General features: G+C 41.8%; 22 protein-coding genes, 2 pseudogenes and 1 riboswitch. Of the genes and pseudogenes, 11 read left to right on the forward strand and 13 right to left on the reverse strand.

The window, feature by feature from the left end; genetic code table 11:
* The first annotated feature begins 591 nt into the window (after window positions 1-591).
* Complete coding sequence (locus R7F64_RS20665; RefSeq protein ID WP_064354401.1) at window positions 592-1,047, forward strand: RNA-binding protein; 456 nt, start codon at window positions 592-594, stop codon at window positions 1,045-1,047.
* Here the strand turns inward: R7F64_RS20665 and murI are convergent.
* Genes murI through btuB form a run of 3 tightly spaced genes read right to left on the reverse strand, consistent with a single transcriptional unit; the run spans window position 1,010 to window position 4,432 of the window.
* Window positions 1,010-1,813, reverse strand: coding sequence for a glutamate racemase (murI, locus tag R7F64_RS20670; protein WP_064354402.1), 804 nt, complete (start codon window positions 1,811-1,813; stop codon window positions 1,010-1,012). The two genes, R7F64_RS20665 and murI, sit on opposite strands and share 38 nt — an antisense overlap.
* Before the next feature lie 31 nt (window positions 1,814-1,844).
* Window positions 1,845-2,537, reverse strand: a complete 693-nt coding sequence (locus R7F64_RS20675; protein WP_005378675.1) for an ATPase — start codon at window positions 2,535-2,537, stop codon at window positions 1,845-1,847.
* A gap of 59 nt (window positions 2,538-2,596) precedes the next feature.
* Entirely contained in the window at window positions 2,597-4,432 is a 1,836-nt protein-coding gene (gene btuB, locus R7F64_RS20680) for a TonB-dependent vitamin B12 receptor (protein ID WP_005378674.1), read from the reverse strand.
* Between the two features lie 55 nt (window positions 4,433-4,487).
* A riboswitch (cobalamin riboswitch) is annotated at window positions 4,488-4,688 on the reverse strand.
* Window positions 4,689-4,872: 184 nt separating this feature from the next.
* Between btuB and trmA the strand changes: the two genes are divergently transcribed.
* On the forward strand, window positions 4,873-5,982 hold the full coding sequence (trmA, locus tag R7F64_RS20685; RefSeq protein ID WP_205391035.1) for a tRNA (uridine(54)-C5)-methyltransferase TrmA: 1,110 nt from the start codon (window positions 4,873-4,875) through the stop codon (window positions 5,980-5,982).
* A gap of 210 nt (window positions 5,983-6,192) precedes the next feature.
* On the opposite strand, the gene R7F64_RS20690 is transcribed toward trmA, so the two are convergent.
* The gene (locus R7F64_RS20690; RefSeq protein ID WP_025576332.1) at window positions 6,193-7,134 is read right to left on the reverse strand and encodes a hypothetical protein; all 942 of its coding nucleotides are present in this window, start codon (window positions 7,132-7,134) and stop codon (window positions 6,193-6,195) included.
* 445 nt (window positions 7,135-7,579) lie between these two features.
* On the opposite strand from R7F64_RS20690, the gene R7F64_RS20695 reads away from it, so the two are divergent.
* On the forward strand, window positions 7,580-8,224 hold the full coding sequence (locus tag R7F64_RS20695; RefSeq protein ID WP_025575941.1) for an inovirus Gp2 family protein: 645 nt from the start codon (window positions 7,580-7,582) through the stop codon (window positions 8,222-8,224).
* A 40-nt stretch (window positions 8,225-8,264) separates the two neighbouring features.
* Here the strand turns inward: R7F64_RS20695 and R7F64_RS20700 are convergent, their stop codons facing one another.
* Window positions 8,265-8,654, reverse strand: a complete 390-nt coding sequence (locus R7F64_RS20700) for a hypothetical protein (RefSeq protein WP_025575943.1) — start codon at window positions 8,652-8,654, stop codon at window positions 8,265-8,267.
* Window positions 8,655-8,761: 107 nt separating this feature from the next.
* On the reverse strand, window positions 8,762-9,751 hold the full coding sequence (locus tag R7F64_RS20705; RefSeq protein WP_025575946.1) for a GTPase family protein: 990 nt from the start codon (window positions 9,749-9,751) through the stop codon (window positions 8,762-8,764).
* A gap of 77 nt (window positions 9,752-9,828) precedes the next feature.
* On the opposite strand from R7F64_RS20705, the gene R7F64_RS20710 reads away from it, so the two are divergent.
* Window positions 9,829-10,038, forward strand: a complete 210-nt coding sequence (locus tag R7F64_RS20710; protein ID WP_025575948.1) for a helix-turn-helix transcriptional regulator — start codon at window positions 9,829-9,831, stop codon at window positions 10,036-10,038.
* Between the two features lie 58 nt (window positions 10,039-10,096).
* Here the strand turns inward: R7F64_RS20710 and R7F64_RS20715 are convergent, their stop codons facing one another.
* Genes R7F64_RS20715 through radC form a run of 3 tightly spaced genes read right to left on the reverse strand, consistent with a single transcriptional unit; the run spans window position 10,097 to window position 11,480 of the window.
* Window positions 10,097-10,528: a DUF2787 family protein gene (locus tag R7F64_RS20715; RefSeq protein ID WP_020904487.1), complete on the reverse strand. Its 432-nt coding sequence runs from the start codon at window positions 10,526-10,528 to the stop codon at window positions 10,097-10,099.
* 38 nt (window positions 10,529-10,566) lie between these two features.
* Window positions 10,567-11,016, reverse strand: coding sequence for a DUF2787 family protein (locus tag R7F64_RS20720; RefSeq protein WP_025575951.1), 450 nt, complete (start codon window positions 11,014-11,016; stop codon window positions 10,567-10,569).
* Window positions 11,013-11,480, reverse strand: a complete 468-nt coding sequence (gene radC / locus R7F64_RS20725; protein WP_025575953.1) for a RadC family protein — start codon at window positions 11,478-11,480, stop codon at window positions 11,013-11,015. The genes R7F64_RS20720 and radC overlap by 4 nt, the downstream gene beginning before the upstream one ends.
* 343 nt (window positions 11,481-11,823) lie before the next feature.
* On the opposite strand from radC, the gene R7F64_RS20730 reads away from it, so the two are divergent.
* The 4 genes from R7F64_RS20730 (at window position 11,824) to R7F64_RS20745 (ending at window position 16,443) form a co-directional block, all read left to right on the forward strand.
* Window positions 11,824-13,206, forward strand: coding sequence for a COG3014 family protein (locus R7F64_RS20730; RefSeq protein ID WP_025575954.1), 1,383 nt, complete (start codon window positions 11,824-11,826; stop codon window positions 13,204-13,206).
* A gap of 8 nt (window positions 13,207-13,214) precedes the next feature.
* On the forward strand, window positions 13,215-13,817 hold the full coding sequence (lpoB, locus tag R7F64_RS20735) for a penicillin-binding protein activator LpoB (protein WP_005393740.1): 603 nt from the start codon (window positions 13,215-13,217) through the stop codon (window positions 13,815-13,817).
* Between the two features lie 66 nt (window positions 13,818-13,883).
* Complete coding sequence (locus R7F64_RS20740) at window positions 13,884-15,311, forward strand: DUF6844 domain-containing protein (protein ID WP_025575955.1); 1,428 nt, start codon at window positions 13,884-13,886, stop codon at window positions 15,309-15,311.
* 1 nt (window position 15,312) lies between these two features.
* Window positions 15,313-16,443, forward strand: coding sequence for a hypothetical protein (locus R7F64_RS20745; RefSeq protein ID WP_025575956.1), 1,131 nt, complete (start codon window positions 15,313-15,315; stop codon window positions 16,441-16,443).
* 107 nt (window positions 16,444-16,550) lie between these two features.
* Here R7F64_RS20745 and R7F64_RS20750 read toward each other — a convergent pair.
* A pseudogene (locus R7F64_RS20750) lies at window positions 16,551-16,961 on the reverse strand (type I restriction enzyme endonuclease domain-containing protein); the annotation flags it as partial.
* Between R7F64_RS20750 and R7F64_RS20755 the strand changes: the two are divergent.
* Window positions 16,927-17,274, forward strand: a pseudogene (locus tag R7F64_RS20755) (hypothetical protein); the annotation flags it as partial. The pseudogenes R7F64_RS20750 and R7F64_RS20755 overlap by 35 nt on opposite strands.
* Before the next feature lie 63 nt (window positions 17,275-17,337).
* Complete coding sequence (locus R7F64_RS20760) at window positions 17,338-18,126, forward strand: hypothetical protein (RefSeq protein ID WP_025576416.1); 789 nt, start codon at window positions 17,338-17,340, stop codon at window positions 18,124-18,126.
* A 173-nt stretch (window positions 18,127-18,299) separates the two neighbouring features.
* Here the strand turns inward: R7F64_RS20760 and R7F64_RS20765 are convergent, their stop codons facing one another.
* A complete protein-coding gene (locus R7F64_RS20765) occupies window positions 18,300-19,862 on the reverse strand; it encodes a sensor domain-containing diguanylate cyclase (RefSeq protein ID WP_025576417.1) in 1,563 nt (520 codons plus the stop codon).
* Window positions 19,863-20,230: 368 nt separating this feature from the next.
* Here R7F64_RS20765 and R7F64_RS20770 point away from each other — a divergent pair, with 368 nt between their 5' ends.
* Window positions 20,231-21,766 carry a putative bifunctional diguanylate cyclase/phosphodiesterase gene (locus tag R7F64_RS20770; protein WP_262635479.1) on the forward strand — a complete coding sequence of 512 codons (1,536 nt, stop codon included), beginning with the start codon at window positions 20,231-20,233 and terminating at the stop codon, window positions 21,764-21,766.
* A gap of 469 nt (window positions 21,767-22,235) precedes the next feature.
* On the opposite strand, the gene R7F64_RS20775 is transcribed toward R7F64_RS20770, so the two are convergent.
* Both R7F64_RS20775 and R7F64_RS20780 read right to left on the reverse strand, forming a co-directional pair.
* Entirely contained in the window at window positions 22,236-23,141 is a 906-nt protein-coding gene (locus R7F64_RS20775) for a GGDEF domain-containing protein (protein WP_025576420.1), read from the reverse strand.
* 428 nt (window positions 23,142-23,569) lie between these two features.
* Window positions 23,570-24,847, reverse strand: coding sequence for a tyrosine-type recombinase/integrase (locus R7F64_RS20780; protein ID WP_025576334.1), 1,278 nt, complete (start codon window positions 24,845-24,847; stop codon window positions 23,570-23,572).
* Window positions 24,848-24,905: the final 58 nt, after the last annotated feature.

A 24,905-nucleotide genomic window follows, 5' to 3' on the forward strand; every position in this document is an offset into this window, starting at 1 on the left:
AGCGTTCAATCTGAGCCATGATCAAACTCTTCAATTTAAGATTTTGTTCGGCTCAATGAATACTGAACATTACATAAAGTAATGTTTGAATTGACTGTGCTGAATCCGAAGATTCAATGGTCACTTCGTTTCATTGAAACCTTATTTGATACCGAGGTATCTAATTGGATTATCATCAACGAGTGCCCACACAGATTGATAGGTTCTTATTTTTAAAGAGCTTTTCTAACATTTTCAGCAACTTAGTTGCTCGTCGTTAGGGGTGCGTATCTTACTTCACACCGTGAGAGAGTCAAGCATTTTTTTCAAATTTCTTTTCTCTCAATTCCGACTCGCTGTGTGACTTTCGTCTCACTCCGTGTCGGTGGATGCGCAGTATAGGGAGTTGAGAAATTAGTACAAGCGTTTTTTGCAAAAAAACTTTCAACAGGTCATTAGTTAGCCAAAAGCGTGATATTTGCATATTTCTTCGTCACATTTGAGACATATCACAGCAATTGGTTGGAAAAACACCAACCATATACGTAAGATTCATGTGTCTATTCTGTTAATGGACAATCGATCTCTTTATCACTATGTGTAGTAATTAAAATGACGTCTAAAAAAAATCTGATTTTATGTGTTGGGCTGGCCGTCGTTGGGGGAATCGTCTTCTCTCAAGTCACCATCCCACCAGCCTTGAGTTTTCTCATTGGTGTTATCGCTACTGCTTTTTTATTTTCATTTTCTAGCCAGACACCTTCTATTCAATCAACGGACTCGGATCCATCGACTAAAACTCTGTATGTCGGCAACCTTCCTTATAAGGCCAATGAGAGTCACGTTCGCGATTTGTTTGCTGAATATGGACAGGTCTATGCAGTACGCTTAATGAAAGATAAGCGCACTGGAAAAAGAAGAGGGTTTGGTTTTGTCGTGATGGCTGCGGCAGATGCCAAGCCAGCTATCGCTAAACTTAATGAAAAGGAATATATGGAAAGAACGCTAAAAGTTAGAATTGCGAACGATCCTAAACACCCGGATGGTGGTAAACCAGAACAGGATTAAAACCTAGCTTCTTTAAACAAATGTTCAGTGCATCTTCCTGCCAAGGAGTTGCACTGGCATAAATCGACTTACTTCCCTCTTCCGTATCCTCAATTTCATCACTTAATAGTAATGCTTTTACTCGACGTGCAATGGCTGCACCCGAATCAATTAAAGTAACGTCCCCACCCAAAGCTTGATGAATTTCCTCTTTGATTAAAGGGAAGTGAGTACAACCGAGCACCGCAACGTCTACTTTATCGCGAAGCGGAAGCAGGATTTTTGTCAGTTCGTCTAGAGAAACGCTGTTGCCTCGCAACTTCTCTTCGGCCATATCCACCAAGCGAGTTGATCCCAACAGCTCAACTGGTTTGCCTTGCGCAAAGTCTCGTATTAACTCGTGAGTATATTGGCGTGTTACTGTCGCCGGAGTGGCGATCAGCCCTACCCCTTTTGATGCTAAAAGCGATGCGGGTTTAATCGCAGGGACAACACCAACAACGGGAATCGATAAATTTTCGCGTAAGGAAGGAAGCACTATGGTGCTCGCCGTGTTGCAAGCAATGACGACAATGTCGACTTGGTGTTCTTCGACTAAAGAAGAGACCAGTTGGTTAACTCGTGAAACGAGTACAGCCTGATCGAGTTCACCATAAGGGTAAGCCTGATTATCGAATAAGTATAAGTAGTCTAGCTGGGGCAATAGGCGATGTATCTCTTGGAATACAGAAAGGCCACCAACACCGGAGTCAAAAACTAGGACTTTTTTCTTACTTGCTACTCGCACGAGCCTTACCTAAAGAACAGAAACGTTGCGATCATACTGCGTAGATTTGTTTTGGCAATGCTTTAGCATGGTATCTTTGATGGCTGAATCTATCTCCAGATTCTACATCTCGCTTCGTCAACTCGATATGTCCTTGAAAAGATGGCGAAGACGTGACCAATGTGTGAAATTCACCATTTTCCCCACAGGGATCAATTTGACTTGGTAATGACTCTATTAGGGCTTTGTCATACCAGCGACCACACCATTCTGGAGGGAGAACTCTTCCGTCGATGGTGATTAACATAGTTTGAATACCACGCTCTATGATTTCCATCGCTAGTTTTTCGCTGCTCTCCCCTAATAGAGGAAAGACGCATTCCCAGCCAACAGGTTCAATATAGCTGCGTCGGTAATCGGCAATGCCATTACAAAACATATCACCAAATGCGACAGCTTCTATGTTCAGACCACTACTTTGTAATGCATTAACGATGGTCGATTGATAAATGTCGTTACTTGGAAAGATTTCAGGTAGCTCGATAGTAATGAGCGGAAGCGCAAGTAAGTCTGCTTGCATTTGTACGACTTCAAGCGGAGTTGCTTGGAAAGGGACTTCTTTCCCTACGTAAGTCGTGTACAAACCGACAACTTGATAATTTGGATTCTCGTTAAGGCGCTCAAGCGTTAATGTCGAATCTTTACCACTGGACCAACTGATCACCACTCGCTTGGGTTTCTTCATTCGATTTTCCACCACAAAATATTAAAAACCGCCCGAAGGCGGTTTGTGCTCATTCACGATTAGAATTCGTAGCCAACGTTGATATAGTACGCTCGCTCTGCAGCGGGGTAACCTTTTGCCATCTCATACTCTTCATCAAGTAGATTATCGATACGAGCGCTAATAGAGGTCGACTCATTCGGATAGTAAGTCACTGCCGTATCAACCAACGAGTAAGAAGAAAGCGTGATATCTTGTGAAGGCCAAGTGCTGTAATCCACATCTGGACGCTTACCGACGTACTGATAGCTAACCGACCAGTCCACTTTATCGAAGCTCACTAAAGCATTCCACTTATACATTTCTTTAGCGCGACGCTGCAACTGATGCCCTTTATCGTCTTCAGCATCTTTGTAATCTGCACTCAACTGGTGCTGCACAATCCCTGTATCAAACTCAGCAACAAGCTCCACACCTTGGATATGTGTTTCACCATCGACATTCAAATATTTGTACGTGGTTGGATGGTAATCGATAAGATTCGTGATTTTATAGTCATAACCCGTGACGGACCAAAAAACGCCTTGGACATCACCGCTGAATGCTAGCTCCCAAGCATCTGACTCTTCCGGCTTCAGATCTTTCTCACCGTATGTCGGGTCATACTGCTGATATAGGTTTGGAGCCTTAAACGCAGTACCAAAAGAGGCTTTAACCCCAAACTCTGGTACAAACTGGTAACCAGCCGCTAAACTGTAAGTGAACTCACTACCGTATTCTTCATTATCATCAAGGCGAGCACTGCCCTCGAGCATTGCTTTATCAATACTAGTGGTTGCCATACCAAACAGAGCGCCATTGGTACGATCAAACGTTTTATTCGCACTCTTGTCTTTATAAGACTCGTTGCGCCAATCAATACCACCAGCCAACGTCGTATTGTTGTTTAGCAAGTAACTGTTGGTCCACTGGACATTTTGCTGCTCAAGTTCATCTTCAGTACCTGAGTGTTTGCCTTTTGCTTGCTCATAGTTCCAAGACTTCTGTTTCTGTGCTGTTACTTGTAGTTCTGACATCACATTATCAGACTGATACTTACCGCCCAGAGTGACAGAAAGATCGTCTTTTTCTGCTTCGTAGTAACCGCGACTACCGTAGCTGCTGTCATATTGATAAACATTTTCGTAAGCACGTAGGTTACCAAATGCAGACCACTGGTCATTGAAGTTATGCACGTAACCTAGCAGACCATTCTTTGTATCAAAGCCATGGCGATCACCGTCATTAACTCCCGGTACAGGACGAACGTTATAACCATCATCACTTTCACTACCAAGCGCGATATTTAGCTGGCCGCTCTCTGTGACTTTAATACCAGATGCCACACTCAATTCTTGATAATCTAAACTACCTAAACCCGCACTTAACTTCGTTCCTTCTTCGTCAGCACGCGCAATGGTGATGATATTGATCACGCCACCAATCGCTTCTGAGCCGTAAAGTGACGCACGCGCACCACGCACGTACTCAATACGTTGAACGTAAGTAAGTGGGATTTGGTTAAAGTCCACAGCGCCCTTCGCTGCTCGTGCAAAACGTACGCCATCAACCAGTACTAAAACTTGGTCGGAACTGGTTCCACGAACAAATAAAGACGCTAACTGACCACGACCACCATTTTGTGAAACTTGAATTCCGGTAAGGCGACGCAATACATCTGGTAGGGTTTTCGCTTGAATGCGATCGATGTCTTGTCGAGTAACTACTTCGACATCTGCCAACGTACGGCTTTCGGCTTGCTCAAAACGGTTTGCCGTAACAACGATGGTTTCGTCAGTGGAGGTTTCCTGGGCCTGTAGATAAGAGACAGGTGAAAGCAGCGATGCCAAAGTGATCGCCAGTGCGGATTTTCTCATTGTATTGTCCTAAATCGCGTAATTCCTTCCGAGCCCTGTCGTCATGACAGTCCAGTGCTGTGGCTCAGTTGTTGGCAGGTATTCGGACTCAAGAGCACGGGTGTACCGCCTACTTGCTCGACTTCCCACATAAACTAATGCAGTGTCTGATGAGCGTTCGTTCTCTTTTACCGCTGCGCGTCAGTTCTGGATTTACACCAGATTCCCATTTCAGCCATCTAGATTGCTAGATAGCACCAACTTGAGGCAAATATTATTCAGCTATTGATTATTTGTCCAGCCAATATTGCCCTTAGAAGTTGTAACGTTTTGATTGATTTTGCTTTCTACTCTGCCTGTACGCACTATCTTTAAATCAATTCCAGTACAAAACTGGACATCCTATTGAGATTGAATAAAATCTGCGCTCTTAAATTGAATGCACCATAAAAGGTAAGATCATGGCTACTCTTGATGTAAACCCACAACGCTACCAAGAACAACTGGCAGAAAAAGTCGAACGTCTCACGGATATGTTCGCGCCATACAACATGCCAGAACTGGAAGTGTTTGAATCACCAGAGCAGCACTACCGCATGCGTGCTGAGTTCCGTGTTTGGCATGAAGGCGAAGATCTTTACTACATCATGTTCAACCAAGAAACTCGTGAGAAATACCGTGTTGACCAATTTCCTGCTGCAAGCCGTCTGATCAACGACCTGATGCCGCTATTGGTTGAAGCGATGAAAGACAACGACTCACTACGTCGTAAACTGTTCCAGGTGGATTTCCTATCGACACTAAGTGGTGAGATTCTGGTTTCACTCCTTTACCATCGCCAACTTGATGAAGAGTGGATTGAAAACGCGAAAGCCCTTAAACAGCGTTTAAATGATGAAGGCTTCAATCTAAACATCATTGGTCGTGCTCGTAAGATGAAGATTGTCCTAGACCGCGACTACGTGATCGAGAAGCTCGATGTAAATGGTCAAAGCTACATCTACCAACAAGTAGAGAACAGCTTCACTCAGCCGAACGGCAAAGTCGCAGAGAAGATGCTGGAATGGGCTGTCGACTGTACCCAAGAAAGCACTGGTGACCTACTAGAACTTTACTGTGGTAACGGTAACTTCTCGCTGGCGTTGGCACAGAATTTCGACCGCGTACTGGCAACTGAGCTAGCGAAGCCATCTGTGGTATCTGCACAGTACAACATCGCTGCCAATAAGATTGATAACGTACAAATCTTACGTCTATCAGCAGAGGAATTTACTCAAGCGATCGAAGGTAAGCGTGAATTCCGTCGTCTACAAGATGCAGGTGTGGATCTGAAGAGCTACAACTGCAACACGATTTTTGTCGATCCACCACGTGCTGGGATGGATGTCGATACTTGTAAAATGGTGCAAGGTTACGAGCGCATCATGTACATCTCTTGTAACCCTGAAACTCTAAAAGAGAACTTGGACATTCTATGCGAAACACACAACGTGACGCGTTTTGCTCTGTTTGACCAATTCCCTTATACCCACCACATGGAAGCAGGTGTACTGCTAGAGCGCATTAAGTAAGGGATTAAACGGCTTTTAATTGTAGCAAAAATCACTCTGGGTACGGCTTGGGGTACGGGAGCATCTAAAATGCTCGATTGCTATGATTGGATTTGATGTCAACGCCACCAGCTTTGCTCGTGGCGTTTTTGTTTCGGACATAACTAAAATCAGAAATCAGTACGCGCTCATTTTTATAACCAATCCGTTCTGAGAACTAAAACATCTAGGCTATTTTTTAGTTTGCTTGGTGTACTCCTGCTCGATGAGATACTCAATAAGTTTGTTTTTCTTCATATCAAGTGCTTTAGACAGGTGATCAATTTTCTTTTGCAGAGACTCCTCCATCTCAAAACTGTAGGCCTTAACCTTTTTAAGCTTGTTCTTCTCTCTATGCTTATATTGATTCCATGAAAGATTCAGTTTATGAACGTACACACTTTTGCCAACAATGTACTCCTCACCTGAGGTATTTATTGAAAACTGAGAGCTTTGGTCCCAAAAAAAGAACGATATCGCTAACGATGAGCTATGCGCTTTTGCACTAACAGGAATCTCAATGGGTAGAAAAATGCCGTCATTCTCTAGCCTACTTTCTGTCCATTGAGCCCTGTCTCTATTGTCTTCCAAAGTTAGTTTGAAGAATGCTGATTGCCTAAACTCAAGATATCTCCTCTTGAGAGCATACAACAATTCTTTCTGTGATTTTGCATCAACTTTATTTTCTGAAAACAAGTAATGTAAATAAAGAATAGTATGCATCTTTGACTTAGAGTTATTCTCACGAAAGCTCGGCACTGTAATAGTAGTGATACGACCTAAGTGACTGTTAGCGAAAACCGTCTTGAAATCCATGTTCAGATTCCTGTTTAACAGCTTAGTGTTATTGGTCTTGCAACGAAAACCGAGCAGCATGAAGTACCAGACAAAATAACATGTCTCGTAATCTCTAAAATCAATCCATTCATATTCACTCAAAGCGACATTACTTTCTGCAAAGCGGTTTCTTTTTTGCTTGAGATCTTCGACTTTACCCTTCCTAACCGCATCTTTCGCAATGTCTATTCTTAAGTCGATGTCATCCTGATTACTTACAATGTTTAGCTCAAAGCTCACATCAAAAAGAAACCTAGGGTCACTATCTACATTTATATTCTCGACAACACTAGCCATTTATTACTCAGTAATTTTAAAGTATTTATTAGGTATTTTTTAAATGTTTTTAAGGTGTTTTTCAAGTATAAATATGAAAGAAGATCCACCGCCAAATCTAGCTTTAGCAAGGTTATCATAGCCTTTTCATTGAGAAATCACGGAGATTAGACCTGTTCTTATGTGACAGCGTAAGCTCAGGCATGACGTGATTGGCAAAATGACATCGTTTGATGTCTGTTTTTTTTGAAAAGGAAAGAGGCGTTTCGCCAAACTGATGGGTAGTTTTTATCAGAGTAACTTTTGCAAGTTTTGAAGCCACTGGAAGCCTTGTTGAACAAAGATACGTGGCTGGAGGAATGGAGTGGAAGACTGTCGGTAATAATAGTATTTATATGAATCTTATCTAATTAATTACAACAACCTATCTACCTATTGAGAACACTAACCAATAGGAATGATAGAAATGAACAATTATCTTGAACATGCAGAAATACTCACCATCGATGATATGGACTTACCGGTATACTCCAAGAAAGGACCTCTAATACCTTCCTGCCTTTTAGCTATTAAAAACACTTTTGATAGGGCTCTAGAGCAATACTCTCGAACGTTGCTACTTCGTATCGATTTAAGATACCCCAAAAGTTTTTCAAGCGAGAAAGTATCAAGTAAGCAAATCACAAAATTTCAAGAGTCCTTCAAAGCGATGATGTGTGCTTACCTAAAACGTAAAACGCACAACCGCCACTCTAAGCCACGATTTATTTGGTGCAAAGAGGCCGTCACTTCAGAGAACCCTCACTATCACGTTGCCGTATTGCTAAATGGTGATGTTTTTCAAGGAATGGGACCTTACGATGATGTTACGGGAGAATACGTTTCTGGAATGATTGCTAAGGCTTGGGCAAGTGCGACAGGTCTTTCGGTTGAACAGGCAAATCGTGCAATTTATTTCGCTAAGAGCAGCACGTGTGAAATCAATAAGAGGTGCGATAAAGAGCTCTATGAGAATCAATACAATCAAGCCTTTTACCGTGTTAGTTACTTTGCTAAAAAAGAAAGCAAACTATCTGGGAACGGAAGAAGCTTCGGTTACAGTCGCTATTGAGTTTACAAAAAAAGAAAGGCCCCTGTGGCCTTTCAGTTGTTTAATCCGCATTTATAGTGACATAACCAGTAGACTCTCCGTACTTCAAATCCACTTCGGGATAAGGAAGCCATTTCACACCACTAGACTTGTTGTTACTGGAGGGCTTTTTGTAATCAGGGTTGCTCATGTTTTTGAGTAACTCTTCAGATTGGCTGTACTTATTCTTGTTGACGGTAATCTTTGGTGTTTCTGGTCTAGCGACTTCACAGTTACCTCGGTTAACTTCGATCCCGAAGACAGTCGAGTAGTCAAAGAGGGACGTTACATATATTTTCGTCTTTGGTCCCCATCGGGTGTTGATGTCTTTGTATTCGACTTTGTAGCCCTCAGCAGACGCAGTAAAGGTCATAAGCAGTGTTAGTGCTGCGGTAATTACAATAGGTTTCATGAGATATCCTTTATCTATTATTCAATGAGTTGATATTAAAAGGTGGTTGCGACAACTTATGTCGAAGAGAGGTTGGCTTTGAGAGATGTAACCGTAGTGGCTCTTATCTACCAGCCAAAGAGATAGCGTAAACTGCCTAAGCATGCCCCTAGTGCACCGCCTATAATTTTGCCCAGGTGCTTACCTGTCGTGCCAAACACACTTCCTATCTCTTCACCGTATTGCGCACCTTGAGTCGTCGTGTCGAAGATTGCCTCCCACAAACTAAGACTGGTTTTTTTGTTGTAATCACTGGCATCGTTGTCTTTCCAATTCTCATGTCGAGGGGAAAGCGTGCGATTCGCCAGTAAGACCCGTTTATTTTTTGGTAAACGTTCAACAATCAAATACAGCAACTTGGAAAGGTTATAGGGCCGTTGCTTGGCCAATCCATCACAGTGCCCCGCAACGTAGTAGACGGGTTTTAGATAAACCCCTGTTGCACGCAATACGCGTCGATGAACCGAGCGCACCATGGTTTCAAGATAAGTTTTAGACACGGGTGTCGGTGTATTGCTTTCGTAGTCCCAGGCTTGATTTCCTTTTAACGCATTATCGGCTTGATTAATGGCGATGATTAAACGGTGCTGTGCGTCTTCGCCTAATGCAGGAATAAGCACATCGTTAATCAAGGTGATAGGTGTACCTAAATCGCGTGAGCTACCATCAAGAATCACAAGTACCAAGTCAATCACGAAACGGTTCTGCTCATCTCTCGCTCTCAGCGTATTTTTCAATAAGCGGGCATGGCGCTTATCTTCTTCGATACCATCCCCCAGACCAGGACTATCCCAAAGAATAAGATTGTTCAGACGATATTGCGTAACACCCTGCGTGTGCGGCTCACAACTGATGCCCACCTCTGCAACACTCATGTCAAAGAGAGCGTTAATCGTTGAGCTTTTTCCTGCTCCGGTGGCTCCTGTAATGAGGATGTTGAGCTCGGTGGCTCTCATTTGTTTGAGGTTATCGAGTAACTTGGTGCGAGTACGCTCATTGAGGGATGCCTGGCGTATCTCACTTTCAAGCGTAGTAAAAAGATCGTGCTGTTCGGACATAAGCGCTCCTTAGTTAGCGTCCGGAAAAATTACAACTAGCTACCTCCTTATGACGAACAAATCATGAGGACAGAAAAATGAGACTAATTCGACTAAAAGAAGTGCTGGGTAATACAGGTTTGAGCCGTGCGTATATGTACAAGCTCATGGCAGAGGGTAAGTTCCCTAAATCGGTATCACTGGGTTTTCGCAGCGTGGCTTGGGTAGAAAGCGAGGTCCAAGACTGGATATTAGAAAGAGTGACAGAGCGAGATGAACAGTTGGGATTACCACAACCAGAAGTTTGATTGATTCTTTGGTGGAGATATAAAGCAGCAGGTTAAAGCTTGGCTAGATTGATAAAAGTTAATGAGAAATCTGAATGTCGTCGTAACACTCCCATTCGACGTACTGAAGAAAGTTTTGCTCCCACATTTGATACAGCTCATCGAAACCTGGAGAGCGAATGCTTTGCCATCCCGTGGCGACGGTAAAAGCGACTTGATTGCCAAAGTCAAAATCAATGCATCGCTCTAACTCCGGATAATAGCTCCCCATATACGCAAAATCGGTAATGTAGAGAATATCAACCGTTTTACCATTCACAATGTTGAGGCCAATCTCAACCGGATGATATCCCCCTTCTTCCGCGCTATAGCTTTTGTCTCGAAAATGGATAGAGAGGGCATGGCTGGTGGACTGTGTTGATTCCATTGAGGCATGACAATGTTGGTTTAATAACGCCAGAAGCTTATTAGAAACAGGCAGCACTGACGGCGTAAAATTCAGTATAGACATGGCTAGATCTCCTAAAAGTGGCCGAGGTTAAAATGTGATCATGAGTGGTGTTCATCGAAGGTTTGAATCATCGATAACTGAATGTCATCAAAGAGGGACTGAGTAAGGTGTCGAGAGAGCGCGTTCAGCCAAGTATCTAACAGCGCTTTCACTTGCGGGTGTGCGAGACTTGCAGCACCGCTATCTGGTTGATAACACCAAAGATTGAAGAGATGAAAGTAGAGTTCAGGCTCCATCTCACTCGGTTTATTTTCCGAATAAGAAAAACTCGCTAAACAGACGACCTGCCAATCTTCACTGGCCGAAGTCCGACGAAATTGTATTTCAATGGGGTGAAGCCCCTGCCCCGTCTGGTAATAGCGTCTTTGTCGACAGTTCAGGACCATACGCTGAGCTTGTGGAGGAATCGAATAACGTTGGATTATCAAAAGCAATGCTCGATGAAAGCTATCCTGCAATTCCAGTTCACCCGATGTTTTCTGGATCATAGTAGCCCCCTTTCTGCAAAAGAGATGGCGCTATCGCCAACCACGATATGATCAAGAACTCGAATGTCCACCAGCGCTAAAGCCTCTTTGAGCCTTTGCGTAATTTGTTTATCGGCTTGGGAAGGTGTGGCATCACCAGAAGGGTGATTGTGAGCAAAGATGAGTGCGGCGGCATTGACTTTTAAAGCCGCTTTGAGGACTTCTCGGGGATAAACACTTGCCGAATCAATTGTGCCAAAGAAGAGCTCTTCAAAAGCAATAAGGCGATGCTGATTATCTAGAAACATCACCGCAAACACCTCTCTTTCATGGTGTTTTAATTTGCAAGATAAATAGGTTTTTGTTGCTTCGGGATTGCAATATTGTTCGCCTCGGAGAGCCCGTGTGGCAAGGATTTCAGCGGCCGCGTCGAGCACCTTATCTGCTGTGACAGGACCATCAAAATAGTAGTTGTTTTCGTGCATAAAAAGCTCCTAAAAATGAAACCGTTGGGATATACACGAAGATAATATCTATCTGAAATTCCTTTCATTACTGCTACACATAATGAAATGGTCCAATTGAGATAAAAAGAGCTTCCCTGCTGATAACAATCGATATTCGCTTACGTTTAGTAGATACACTCAACTTTCAAAGGCAAGAGATGCATGTGAGCCTAATGACATAAATCAAATAAATAGCATTCAATAATCAGATAATACTAAAAGTGTTAATTAACCACACATTAAGAGCTTGATTGCAGTGCTATTTGTGAGTATAAGGTGATTCTAGTTCAAAAAATCAATCATTTAGATAACAATAAAGTCAATGAATATAAAACTAATTAGTAGTGCGATCAGTGTGGTTATGTTGTCAGGCTGTACAAGTATGATGCAGAGAAACGACTTCGATAGCTTCAATTCAAAACTTGATTCTGGTGACTTTTCGGGAGCATCTCAAGTAGCCTTAGAACATGCTGGCTACGATAACGATTCAGGTGAAACAAGCGACCTACTATGGACATTGCAAGCTGGTGCAAGCTTGAACTATGCAGGTGAATACGAATTATCCACCAAGCTGCTTGATGAAACAGAAACAATGATGAAAGAAGAAGATACGGAAAGTACTGCTTCTGAGGGAGTTGAGCTTATTGGTTCAATGGTTGGAAATGACGCCATGTTGGCTTACGAACAAGCGCATTACGACGGCATCATGACAAATACCATTAAAGCATGGAATTTTATATCACTTCATGACTATCAAAATGCTCGCGTTGAACTAAATAGAGCAGAAGAGCGACAGCGTAGAGCTGCTCAACATTTTGCAGATATCATTAAGGAGCGAAGCGAAGAACTGGAGTCTGAAGCTGGTGAGTCAAGCGCTTTGGTAAAGCAGACCATAGAATCGGATTTGACACAAAATACACTAAAAAAAGCAGGTATTGAGCAAGGCCAATGGAAACCTTATGAAGGCTACGTCAACCCTTTTACTACATACTCTTACGGTCTTCATTTACTCATCACAGGTAAATCTAAGTCAGACTTTGAAAAAGCTGCTAACTCTTTCAAGCGTGTACACTCTCTTACTGGTTCACCTGCTGCCAAAGCGGACTATCAATTGGCACGTAGTATGGTTAAAAATCCAAGCCAATCTAAGCTAAAAGATCAAGTTTGGGTGATTTTTGAAAATGGCAAATCGCCAGTGAAAGAAGAGCGTCGAATTGATCTGCCAATTTTCTTACTGTCTAACAATGTATCTTATGCTGGTATCGCAATTCCTACCTTGAAAAAACGCGGTACAACATTTGACAGCATTACAATTAATGGTTCAAAGACCAGCACTATTGCAGATATGGATAAGATAATTAGTGCCGAATTCGATCAGGAGTTTCCATATATTTTAGCTCGTGAAATCACCCGAGTAACATTAAAAACCATCGCTCAAAAACAAGTTAAAGATGAAAACGCTTTACTTGGTGATGCATTAGCCATTTTACAAATGGTGACTACTGGTGCTGATATTCGAACTTTCTCAGCCCTACCGAGTGAATATCAAGCAACTCGAATCAAAGCCAAACACAATACAGTTGAAATAAAGGCAGGATCTTTCACTATTCCAGTTGAGCTTAGTACAGAATCTAACAAACACATCATCTACGTGAAAGCGGTCTCTCCATTAATAGAACCATCCGTAAAAGTCGTAAATATTTAAGGATAAACATGAAAAAATTGACAATTGCAGCTGTTGTAGCTGCGATGAGCTTGGTTGGTTGTAAAACAACCACATCTTATATTGATGCTGCTGATACAACGACAAATGTGGTAGCAGCCCTCTCTTACGCTGATTTCTCGAAAGCAGCAAATGAAATGGCTGATGACATTATTTCTAATAAATTGATGACTCACCCTCAAGCAGATGTTGGTGGTCGATACATTATTTATGTAAGTGGCATTGAGAATGACACTATGCAGCGCTTAGACACTGATCAGCTAACCAAATCTTTAAGAGTAAAGTTACTTCAATCAGGAAAATTCTTAGTAACAACTGCATTCGGTGAGGACGATGCCACAAAAAAAATGCGTGATTTAAAAAATTCCAAAATGGTCAAACAGGCAAGTGTCAAAGGAGATAACCAAGTACTAGCCCCAGACTTTAGCCTATCAGGCAAAATCCTTCAGCGAGACTCAACTCTAGATAACGGAGATACACGAATTGAGTACTATTTCCAAATGTCACTAACCAATATAGAAAATGGTTTAGCGTATTGGGAAGGAGAGCGAGTAGTCGGCAAGGTAGCGGATGGCTCAAGTGTGAGCTGGTAGGTAGCGTCAAATGATGGGCAGTGAAAGCTGCCCATTACTTTTAGTTAGAGGGTTAGGTGATTAAAAATGAAATTAAACCAATTACTTACAGCAATGGTAATCGCTGGCTTGTCATTACCAACACATGCATCTCAAGAAGGTAATTTAGTAGATACAACAACGGTAGCAGAAATAACAGAAGAGGCTGCGGGCAAACAAACCGATAAAGATGTGGTCCAAGTTCAAAACGATGTTGATACCACTGATGCCATTGATGAAAAGCTTGATGCTTATGTGTCAAACGTAAAACGCACCTTATATAAACAGGGTAAGCAACATAGTGTATTTATTTATTCTGGTTCTGCTGAAATCATGGCAGATCGCAATGACCCTCGATGGGCAGAGTTTCGAGTAGCAGCATTAGATAAGGCCGTATTAGAGGCGCAAAAAGAATACTTACAAACACTAAATACCAGTGTCGAAAATAACATGCTTTACTCCATGACAAAAAATAGCGGCTTGCCGACCCCGACTGAAGAGGATTTTAAGAGTGACTCTCAGATGGCGAGCTTCTTAGATAAAGTGGTTGCGGTGCTAGAAGGTAAACTTGATGCAGAATTACAAGAAATGGGGATTGATCCAAAAGAGTTTGAAGCAGCCCCACCATCGATCAAGCGCGATCTATTTAAAGAGTCAGTGATCAAGCAGACTATAAGGTCTTCATACGGTGATTTGGCTGGAATGATGATTATCAAAACTTATGAAGAAATCAGAGATTCTGGTCAAGGGACAGTTGGGGTTGTTCTTGCTTTGTCTGCAAATAAACGAGATCAAGTTCGTGCAATGATCGATTCCGGCGGTCAAATTACACCACAGAAAGATAAAGCTAACCCTAAAATGACATCTATCTACGATATGTTCTATAACCAAAAAGACAGTCTATATCTGAAGGTAGGAACTCAAGTTAGCTATGACTCCGACGGCTATCCCATGTTGATTTCATACGGTCAAGCAGGCGTTACTTATACATCCTCACCAACGGAAAGAAAAATTGAACGTAAAGCAGCTAAGAGCTTTGCAACGAACAACGCTTGGGCGAGCTTGGCACAAACCTATAATCTGAATGGCGATTTCCAAGAGTCAACTTCAGAGGAAAACCGTGTCAGTAAAGCTGAGCAGTTCGATTTGATAACGGGTGCTGTTCGCAAAAAGTCCCCAGGCTTAACTAATGAATTAATCAAATCCGTTCAACAAAGTGCTTCAATGACATCAAGTGTACAAAATATGACTGGTGTAAGTACTGAGTTTGAATGGCGTCGTAAGCACCCTGTGATGGGGCATGAAATGGTGGGGACGGTACTCGTTTGGCATCCTAAGAAGATTGTGAGTGCAAAAAATATGGCAAGTGGAATGAGTGCTGAAAAGCTGGAGCAAGAAGCCCTGGGAGCAGAAACTCTCTCTGATAACATTAACTCGGCTGAATCGGAAGATATGTTTGATGTGGCGGATTTTTAACATGAATAAAAGGCTTATACTACTTTGCGCAGCAAGCTTATTCTCATGTTTATCTAGTGCTGCAAGTTATGAGAAAGTTATAACAAATGGGCAAGGAGAAACATTAGATCAGGCTATTGATGTCAGTTTAAGGCGTGCGGTAGAACAGGTCTCAGGTGTATCTATTGAAAGTGCCCGCACTTCACTCCTTACATCAATTAACGACGGAAAGACAAAACAGTTAAACGACTCTATGGCAGATGGCACTGCAACATACTCGCGAGGGAACGTTAAGTACAAAGTGCTACATGAAAAGTGTTCAAGTTATGGCTGTGAGGTAAAGTTAGAGGTTAAGGTTGAGGTTGACCCTAGAGAGAAAATAAAAGATCAAAATGCCAAAAGAAGAACAATCGCTGTTGGTAGTTTTTCTGGCCCAAAAGGCACTATTATCGGCAAAAAAGTCGAAGAACTTTTGGTGCAAGACCGAAAGTTCAAAGTACTATATGACAGACTCGACCCAACGTTACAGTATTTTGTAACTGGTCAGGTTGTTACTGCTAACACTAACAAAAGTGTCGTCGATAACTCACGTACCGTAGAGCTCACAGGGGAAAGCATTAAAGATGTGAAAACCTACTATAGCTCTAAAGTTTTGGTAAAATTTCAAATTCTCGATGTTGTCAATAATCAAGTGAAATGGTCAGCAACTATTCCAACCACTTCAAGTAGAAACAATTTGAATCTTCTGGTTGATATTGCTTCGAAAAAAATATTTAACCAACTAAAAGATAACATTTATCCGTTAGTGGTTTTAGTTGGCGATAATGGCTCTTTAGTTTTGAACTCGGGCGGCAATACAGTTAAGCAAGGACAATACTTTGATGTCTTCAATTTGGGTGAAAAATTTATCGATCCAGTGACAAAAGAGAGTTTAGGCCACGATGAAATCAAAGTTGCGACCATTGAAGTGACCAAAGTATTGCCTAAGTTTGCCTATGCAAAAGTAGTAAAAGGAAATATTGCAGAAATCGAAAATCATAGTATTGCACGTAAGTCCGCTTATACGAAGTCAAAACGAAAGCAAACAGAGCATGCGAAGCCAAAAGTCGTTAAGCCTAAAGAGGAAAAGAAAACTACAGGGATCATTCTCTAAATACAAACACACTTTAAATAATATTCAGCAGAAAGTGGGATGATAAGACAGGACCAATGTCAGCACTAATGGAAAGGCAAGGCTCTCAGACCTTGCCCTTCATTTAATCATGCCGCATACCACCCGTCAGCCAGCACTTCAGCTTGATCCAGAACCAGCTTAATTGCCTCTTCTGCTGCATCAGGTGGATATTTCCAGCGACGCAATAAACGGCGTACAAGGTTGCGCATCCGCGCACGCACGCTTTCTCGTTTCTGCCAATCTACAGTAGCCGATTTACGCAGTTGGTGCGTGAGTTCAATAGCGAGTTGGCGCAAGTTGTCATCGCCTAAGGTGCGCACAGATGCCTCGTTGGTGACCAATGCACGGTAAAACGCAATTTCATCAGTGGAAAGCCCCAGTTTTTCCATCATCTCAGCGTCAGCTTGCATCTCTTTCGCCCACTGTATCAGCTCTTCAATCACCTGCGCGGTTTCAATGTTGCGATTATGGTATTTCTGCAGAAGAGCCATCGCTCTATTTTCTAGCTACCTGTTTGATATCAAAAGTGAAGAACATCATTTCTTCGATTCTAAGAACTTAATTCATCTTCTGGATAACGACCCTGGGCCAATCACAAAAGAGTGGTTTAAAGATGAATGCATCGAATGTTGGGAAGCGCTTTATGTAGATGGCCCACGTTATGCTTATACCGAGCTTGTCTACCCTGACGACAGTGGTGTCATTTTTGAAGAATACGTACCACTAGACATGGTAAGTGAAGATGTATGGGATTCGCTTTATGAGCGCTATAAAAACAAACTGAAAGAACATGTAGAGTTCGCCCAATAACTCTTGTGTCTTACCTCTCATCAAACTAAGAAAATAACCGTCAATAATAGGAACCAAGAGAAAATGACCGCGACAATTTCAGTCAGTAAAAGTGCGATATTTGAGCTAATCATGGCTGGTTTAGAGGCTTATGCGATAAAGCACGAGGGCAGCAAATCAGTCTCCATAGAGACAGCGGCCCACCTTTGGGGATATGCGAATAAAGCCCACCCATTTAAATGTACGATAAATCATGTTTCTGTTGAAACATCAGCTAAAAGAAAATGCTCTTCAGTTGAATGGAACCCACTCTCTCTTTCAATAAAAAAAGATATCGCTAAAGTTTTCGGCGAGGATTATCAATACATTGGAACGGCTCATTCTCATCCCTACTTACGCGAAGAGGTCATTGACGCAGCAACGATTAGAAGCAATAAACTGTACGAGCTATCTTCTTCGGATCACTGGTGTGAGCTTGCGCGTCCTGAAATACAGGTTGCAGGAAGATCATACAGTGTGGCAATGATATTAACGGTCCACTCTATGCTAAAAGCCAACAATCGAATGGATGGGATTTATGGTGAAGCACCGCTTATTGAATTTTCACTAGGAAATATCAAATGCTGGTTATATGGTCGAGTATTTGAGCACAAACTTAAGTCATCTTTAACTGACGAAGAACAACACAGCTTTGAGCGCTATCAACTGGATATTAACGATTTCTCAGACGATGAAACTATCGCAGTACCTGTAGAAACCATCTTAGAAAGCAACATCGCTCTTGATGTATTATGTGAAAGTTTTGGTCGGCTGAAATTTGAAGGGAATAACTCAACATATCACTCGGCTGACGATGCTGAGGGCAGATGGTAAAGAAACGAAGCAGAAGTCTCGTGAAATAACCACCTCTAGCCACCTATCAAAACTAATTCGCCCCCGACTTCTGTTCTTCCTAATACTTGAAATCAGGTATTAGGAAGGTGATTGCTCCTTCCTAATACTTAAGCACTACGCATAATGGGGCTATATCATTAATTTCAGGCCTCTCACTTGAAGAGATCGAGTTCGGTGCGATTCCTACCATTATGTTTAGCTTGATAAAGAGCATCATCGGCACGTTTAAGAGTCTCGCTAATCGGCTCATCTTCTGCTGACCAATGAGACACTCCGATAGAAATCGTAACATGCCCTACGGCATCAAACTTGTTTAATGCAATAGATTTACGGATTCTCTCGGCAACGAGTTTAGCCTGATGTATGTCGGTTTTGACTAAGAAAACGATAAACTCTTCGCCACCAGAGCGGCAAACAATATCAACTTCTCGTGCCTGAGCCTTGATCATACTTGCCACACTGACTAATAAATCATCGCCGACATCATGACCAAAGCTATCATTCACTTTTTTAAAGTAATCAACATCCAAAACTAGCACAGAAAAGGGAGTTTTTTGTGCGAGCAAGGTATCAATCGCCTTACCTTGACCTCTGCGGTTCAGTAGCCCAGTCATGGGATCAGTTAAAGTATCTAGGTGCAGCTGATCAATAGTGCTGGATACAATATTGAACGTGCTGAGAAATGAACGTTTCAAGTATGACGCTTCAAAATACCAAGGCTTCACTTCATTTAAGTCTTGCTTGGTAGAGTTATGGCTTTCAAAACTTTTGACTACACTGGCTAATTGCCATAAAGGTTTCGATATAAAAATAGAAGAAACCCAAATAATCAAAAATATAAGAACACTAACTGGGAGTGACTCTATAAACATATGCCACATTTGATCGTCAAGCATAGACAAAACGCGCTCTTCTGGCTTCTCAGCAATAATCCCCCAGCCAGCATGTTTTACGGGCGCGTATCCAGAGAGCATGCCAACGCTCTGGGAGTTAACGATAGCTTTTCCCCCTTCCTCACCACGACTTACCGCTCTTATTGCTTCGTTATTAGTAATAACTTCTCCAATTCGTTGCGGATCAGGGTGATAAATCAACGTCTGATGCTTATCGACAACATACAAATATGACCCATCTTTGTAACTATGCTGCCCAAGAATTGTCCTTAATATATTTTTTTGATCGAGGTAGATGGTTCCCGCAACATAGCCTAAGTAATCGCCGTTTTCAGAAAAGATAGGATACGACATGCTTGTCAAATAGTTACCAGCAGGGGATACAAATGGATTCGTGATAAGTGGAGTTTTCGCGTTTAGAGACTGTAACGCGCTTTCTTCAGTTAATTGAACACCTTTCACTTCAATAGTTTCTGGTGAAACCGATATGATGACGCCGTCCGCATTAACAATTACGACAGAGTTGAAAGAGTCGGTTTGAGTTCGCAATCGATTTGCCTCTTGCTGCAATACAAGCGGTTCAAGCATTCTACGGCTGATTATAGGTGCGCTGTACTCTAGTTGGGATAAAGCATAATCAATAAAAGTATCCGTTATTTCCGCCATTTTAACGGCATATACACGGTTGGACTCTATGGTATTGTTAACTAGCAGCTCATGCTGAACTCTATATATGGAGTGAAAAGTATTAAGAAGAGTGACTAGTACACTGAACACACTCAGGCACAGAATTAACTTTCTCAGATTTAACTTATCCCTCATCTGTTTCATTTCCTCCATATACTCCATAAGTTAAATCATCCATTTTTTCATTAGATATAAAAGACATTGCCACTCACAGATCTATACTAACTCAAAGACTTAATCAGACCTTTGAATACTCTGTATGAAACATCACTCCTTACTTAGAGTTATCTTGAGCAAAACCCCATAGAGAGTAACTCCAAGACGTGACTAACCAACATACATTAAAACGCCAGAATAGCCCTAACAGTCTGTGATTGATGCTCGATGTAACATTTTTAACACTTTAGTGATGTGCCTCTAGATTGACATGCAATTTAATGATAATTTACTTATTTAAGTATAAACTTACTCATGGGCAGTACACAAATAATACTGTGGTCAGTATGAAAAGAGATATAAAATCCTCCACTAAGTTCGTTTTTACTTACTTTGTGTTTGCGTCGCTATGGGTTTGGTTCTCAGATAAAGCAGTAGAACTCCTATCGAGCAATACACAAGTCTATACCTTGGTTCAATCACTGAAGGGAATGTTATTTATAGTGGTCACATCTTTATTGCTGTGGGGACTGGTAAAAAAGAACAATCGAGAACTTGAACAAGCGAATGACATTGACTCTGTAACCGGTTTACACAGCCCTTTGGTATTTTTTCGCTACCTAGAACAAAAAATCCAAAGTGCCAAAGAAGATGAACACTACGTTCTTTTTCTTCTTGATATTGATAACTTTAAACCCATAGCCGATCACCTCGGTTTTACGAAAAGTAGTCAGTTTCTAAAGGATATCGCACAATCTATTGACTCTCATACGGTCTTTCCTCTTCTCTCATCACGAATACACTCTGATGGGTTTGCTTGTTTGGTACGAATGCATGATGAAAACCAAATAGCTCTGCACTTAGCTCGCGTTCAAAAGCAGTTTAATCAACATGCAAAAAATCATGAGATTGATGTGACATGCTCTATTGGTGTGGCCTTCTACCCGTATGATGGAGAGAGTGTCAAGCAACTCATGTCGTCGGCAAAATATGCTCTAGCTCAGGCAAAAAAAACAAAAAATACTATCCGATACCACGACAAAAAACTCGCTGAAGAAGATTTCCAAAAACAACGCATGATTATAGAGTTGCGTCATGCGATTCAAGAAGAGCAAATACAGATAGTCTTTCAACCAAAATATCGCCTAAAAGACAAGAGAATGACGGGAGTTGAAGTGCTATCTCGCTGGACCCACTCTCAATACGGAGATATACCTCCATCAGTATTTGTCACGCTGGCAGAAGAAAATAATCTTAGTAGCGCTTTAACGAAGCTAGTAATCAAGCAAGCATCAAAGCAACTTAAAGAAGCTCAGCTCCTAGGCCGTGTCATCCAAAGCGTATCTGTAAATATTTCAGCGACTGAGCTAAATAGCATTGAGGGTATTCATCAAATTGAGTATCAGCTAAATCAAGACACTGAACTTTCAAAGTACCTATGCCTTGAAATCACAGAGACAGCCACACTTAAGAATATAGAAAAATGTGCAAGCCTAGTAAAAAAAATGAAAAGGTCTGGTGTAGCGTTCTCTATCGATGACTTTGGGGTCGGTTATACCTCATTTGGAATTTTCAATAGACTCGACGTCGATGAAATCAAGATAGATCGTAGTTTCATCAAAGATATTGCGGTTGATTATCGTTCAAGAGCGATCACTTCAGGCATTATCGACATTGCAAAAGGGTTCGGAATTCAAGTCGTTGCGGAAGGAGTAGAAACCGCTCACCAGTTACGAATTCTTGAAGAGTTAGGCTGTGAACAAGCCCAAGGTTTCTATCTAAGCCACCCAATACCTGTTGAAGAATTAAAAGAGAAATTAAATATAACTTCGCAAGACAATAAAGTTGATTTCATTGCAGTGTCTAGCAGGCCCAAAAACTGAAGGAGCGTTTGTCCCAAACAGCATGCTGTGGAGGATTGCTGAACTGCCGACGACGAGCATCATTAATTGAGCGCGTTACTCAATACTGGTGTGATGCTAGACAACTTGTTCTATCGAGGAGAAACAGCTCCCCCTGAAACGGTTTTCAGTGCTTGATGTTTACTTTTGCTTTTTGTTTTTTTCTGCTTCAATTTTGCTAGTAGCTTAACTGCTTCAGCCCTAGTCAAGTGACGTTCATTTTTAAGCAGCTTCTCTAATTTTCTCTCTATACGACTGACCACAACTCAAATCACCTACGGCATCTTAGTTCATCAGTCAAACTACTAAAACTTTCGAGTAGATACCATACTCTTTGCAAATCGCTTTGTCCCATTGTGAGTTACGACACCAGCACATTCGCAGTACGACCTAGTTGTACTAACCTGTGGGTTTGTAAGGTCAAGCATGAGTTGCGACACTTTAGTTCAGTCTAAATCTTCTTTACTCGCGTTTTCTCGTAGTACATATTCTCATCGGCTTTAGTTATCGCTGACTCTAGGGAAAAGTCTGCTCCTTCAATAATATACTTACCTATTGACGTACCTACCTGCACCTTACCTTTGCCGATATTTATTGGACCAGCGAGTGCACTCTCAATTCTCGACATCACCTCTTCCGTGTAGTATTCCGCTTCTCTATTGCTACTCCCAACGCTCCCTAAAAATACGACAAACTCATCTCCGCCATACCTTGATACTAGGCCGGAAGCCCTCACACTACTTTTCATACGTTCACTTACTTCACGTAATATGTGATCGCCTACTGTATGGCCATGATCATCATTAATTTTTTTGAAATCGTTCAAGTCAATAAATAGAAAAGCAGAAAAAGTGTTTTCACTTATCCTCTTTTTTAGGTATCGTTGTACGCTTTCGATGAGTCCACGCCTGTTGAAAACTTTAGTTAATTCATCCATTTGAGCTTGCTGGCATGCCTTCTTTTCGAGTTCCTTTTGCTTTGTAATATCAGTCGAAATACCTAAGATAGCTACAACCTCATTAGAGGATTCGGGGCTATAAATTGGTGATTTCATCTCAAGATAAATCCGTTGCTTACCATTTGCATCATTAATGAAAACCTCTTCCCTAGTCGTTTCTCCCTTGATGACCTTAGCATCAATATGCTTTATGAACTCAACGGTATCCTCTGGTAAAAAATCCGAATCTCTTATTTGACCCAGTTTTTTCTTATCAATTCTCATTAACTGCAGGCTTAGGTTATTTGCATAGATATATCTGGATTGCGTATCTTTGATGAACACATATGTCTCGAGATGATCAAGAGATTCAATAAGATCATCAAGATTAACTCCCAGCCTTCCTAATTGAAGATACATTATGGCCTCCAGCATGCAGCAAAATATTTTATGTATATGATAATTTTTTGTTATTTTTATTGGTGTACTGTATTACATTTGAAAATATTGATTTTAGTAATACTAAAGAGGTATTAAACATACCACTCAATAGTACTAAAGCACCGTCAATGTGAGGGACTTTTTGGAGTAGTTATTTGATCTATATAACAGTCAACGTTTTGATGAAGGTTAACCCTAAGCTCGTTTAGTTGGAGAGATGATAGTGGATGCTGCCGATGGACAAGAGAAGGGAGCATACGAAAAATCTTAGCGAGTTATGTATTCTCTCTATCGTCTTCCAAAAGACTTCCCCATTCATGAAGCCCACATAGCCAAAGAGCCACGATTAAATTTCGCTCAGATAAAGAGTAACACCCCCTAACTAGTAAGAATAATCTCTAAGAATTTTACAAATGCTTAGGCAACTTCATCGACTCTAAAGGAATGACATTGCTTGTATCTAACGCTTGCAACTTTTCTCCCCATGCTTGCAGTACCACTAACTGCTCTTCAAGATAGTCGTGATGGTTATATACCCGCAACATACCTGGTAGCTGGTGACCAACCGTCTTTTCAATCGCCACGATATCCAGCCCCATTTCGCTACAACGGCTGATAAAGGTGCGGCGTAGATCGTGTGGCGAAAAACGCTCAAAATCTTCCGGTAAATTGCGTTTGATCAGAGCACGTACTGCTGCGGGTTCTTGAAGTTTGTCATCCATAAGCTGCGGCCAAACAAGTTTCCATTTGCTTGGTACATTCTCACGCTGCTCTTTAAGAAGTTTCAGTAGGTAATCACTTAATGGTACTTTTCGGCTCTCCTGACTCTTGGTGTGACGTTCTTTTGAACTGGCTGGCAACAACCATACCTTCTCTTGCAAATCTACCTCACTCCAACGCATTTCAAGCACAGCACTAATACGTTGCCCACACCCGAGCAAAAACTGCATTAGACGGACGTTTGAGGGCTCTGTACGCCAAGAAGGCAAGCTTGTTAGCAATGTTTTCAATTCTGAAAAGCTCAAATTGCGTTTTGTGACCTTAGAACCACCACCGACATCCTTGGATTTCAAATGTGGTGCAGGGTGTGCACCAATCATATTCAAAGCTAGCGCATGGTTGATCACCTGATTGATAATTCTATGGCATGCATTAATCGCACCCGCTTTTCGCTGTCCATTCTCATCAACCTTTGCATCAAATACTTTATTAAGATCATGAATTCTCAACTCTTCTAATTTGATGTGACCAAGAAATGGTTTGACATCCCGGCTATAGGTTGCCCTCGCTTGTTCTCCTCGTAGCTGCTTGGACAAACGCTTCTCGTCAAAACTGGCAAAAGCATCATCAAAAGTTTTTGCTTCCTCTTGCTCGCGCTGTTCACGTGCCAGTTCCTGTTTCGGATTTTTATTGTTTTCCAGCCAGCTACGGTAACGCCCCGCTTCTGTTCGAGCCTGTTCAAGTGTCATCCCCGTTTCCGGTTTCAACTTAACATACCGTCCCATGGTGATTTTTTCGTGTTTGTTACCAGCCTGAAAGCGAAAGATCCAAGTCATCGTGCCCGTTGGTCGAACGCGAATATTCAATCCTTCGATTTTCTTATCTGGAATTAAATATTCCTTGCCTTGTGGCTTCAATGCTTTCAGCGTGGCATTCGTACTAATTTTATCGACTGGCTTGATCATGACTGAAAAACCTCTGTATTTCTGGGTACAGCTCTGGGTACGGCGTGGGGTACGGGGA

It is taken from the genome of Vibrio sp. Vb1980 (assembly GCF_033338615.1).
GTDB lineage: Bacteria > Pseudomonadota > Gammaproteobacteria > Enterobacterales > Vibrionaceae > Vibrio > Vibrio alginolyticus.

What these genes read in the sequence shown, in the direction of transcription:
- R7F64_RS20745 (WP_025575956.1), top strand. Translation starts at nt 15,313, where the DNA reads ATGAATAAAAGGCTTATACTACTTTGCGCAGCAAGCTTATTCTCATGT.
- R7F64_RS20720 (WP_025575951.1), bottom strand. Translation starts at nt 11,016, where the DNA reads ATGATCCAGAAAACATCGGGTGAACTGGAATTGCAGGATAGCTTTCAT.
- trmA (WP_205391035.1), top strand. Translation starts at nt 4,873, where the DNA reads ATGGCTACTCTTGATGTAAACCCACAACGCTACCAAGAACAACTGGCA.
- R7F64_RS20675 (WP_005378675.1), bottom strand. Translation starts at nt 2,537, where the DNA reads ATGAAGAAACCCAAGCGAGTGGTGATCAGTTGGTCCAGTGGTAAAGAT.
- R7F64_RS20740 (WP_025575955.1), top strand. Translation starts at nt 13,884, where the DNA reads ATGAAATTAAACCAATTACTTACAGCAATGGTAATCGCTGGCTTGTCA.
- R7F64_RS20765 (WP_025576417.1), bottom strand. Translation starts at nt 19,862, where the DNA reads ATGAGGGATAAGTTAAATCTGAGAAAGTTAATTCTGTGCCTGAGTGTG.
- R7F64_RS20715 (WP_020904487.1), bottom strand. Translation starts at nt 10,528, where the DNA reads ATGTCTATACTGAATTTTACGCCGTCAGTGCTGCCTGTTTCTAATAAG.
- R7F64_RS20780 (WP_025576334.1), bottom strand. Translation starts at nt 24,847, where the DNA reads ATGATCAAGCCAGTCGATAAAATTAGTACGAATGCCACGCTGAAAGCA.
- radC (WP_025575953.1), bottom strand. Translation starts at nt 11,480, where the DNA reads ATGCACGAAAACAACTACTATTTTGATGGTCCTGTCACAGCAGATAAG.
- R7F64_RS20665 (WP_064354401.1), top strand. Translation starts at nt 592, where the DNA reads ATGACGTCTAAAAAAAATCTGATTTTATGTGTTGGGCTGGCCGTCGTT.
- R7F64_RS20700 (WP_025575943.1), bottom strand. Translation starts at nt 8,654, where the DNA reads ATGAAACCTATTGTAATTACCGCAGCACTAACACTGCTTATGACCTTT.
- btuB (WP_005378674.1), bottom strand. Translation starts at nt 4,432, where the DNA reads ATGAGAAAATCCGCACTGGCGATCACTTTGGCATCGCTGCTTTCACCT.
- R7F64_RS20710 (WP_025575948.1), top strand. Translation starts at nt 9,829, where the DNA reads ATGAGACTAATTCGACTAAAAGAAGTGCTGGGTAATACAGGTTTGAGC.
- R7F64_RS20760 (WP_025576416.1), top strand. Translation starts at nt 17,338, where the DNA reads ATGACCGCGACAATTTCAGTCAGTAAAAGTGCGATATTTGAGCTAATC.
- R7F64_RS20770 (WP_262635479.1), top strand. Translation starts at nt 20,231, where the DNA reads ATGAAAAGAGATATAAAATCCTCCACTAAGTTCGTTTTTACTTACTTT.
- R7F64_RS20695 (WP_025575941.1), top strand. Translation starts at nt 7,580, where the DNA reads ATGAACAATTATCTTGAACATGCAGAAATACTCACCATCGATGATATG.
- R7F64_RS20775 (WP_025576420.1), bottom strand. Translation starts at nt 23,141, where the DNA reads ATGTATCTTCAATTAGGAAGGCTGGGAGTTAATCTTGATGATCTTATT.
- R7F64_RS20730 (WP_025575954.1), top strand. Translation starts at nt 11,824, where the DNA reads ATGAATATAAAACTAATTAGTAGTGCGATCAGTGTGGTTATGTTGTCA.
- R7F64_RS20705 (WP_025575946.1), bottom strand. Translation starts at nt 9,751, where the DNA reads ATGTCCGAACAGCACGATCTTTTTACTACGCTTGAAAGTGAGATACGC.
- R7F64_RS20690 (WP_025576332.1), bottom strand. Translation starts at nt 7,134, where the DNA reads ATGGCTAGTGTTGTCGAGAATATAAATGTAGATAGTGACCCTAGGTTT.
- lpoB (WP_005393740.1), top strand. Translation starts at nt 13,215, where the DNA reads ATGAAAAAATTGACAATTGCAGCTGTTGTAGCTGCGATGAGCTTGGTT.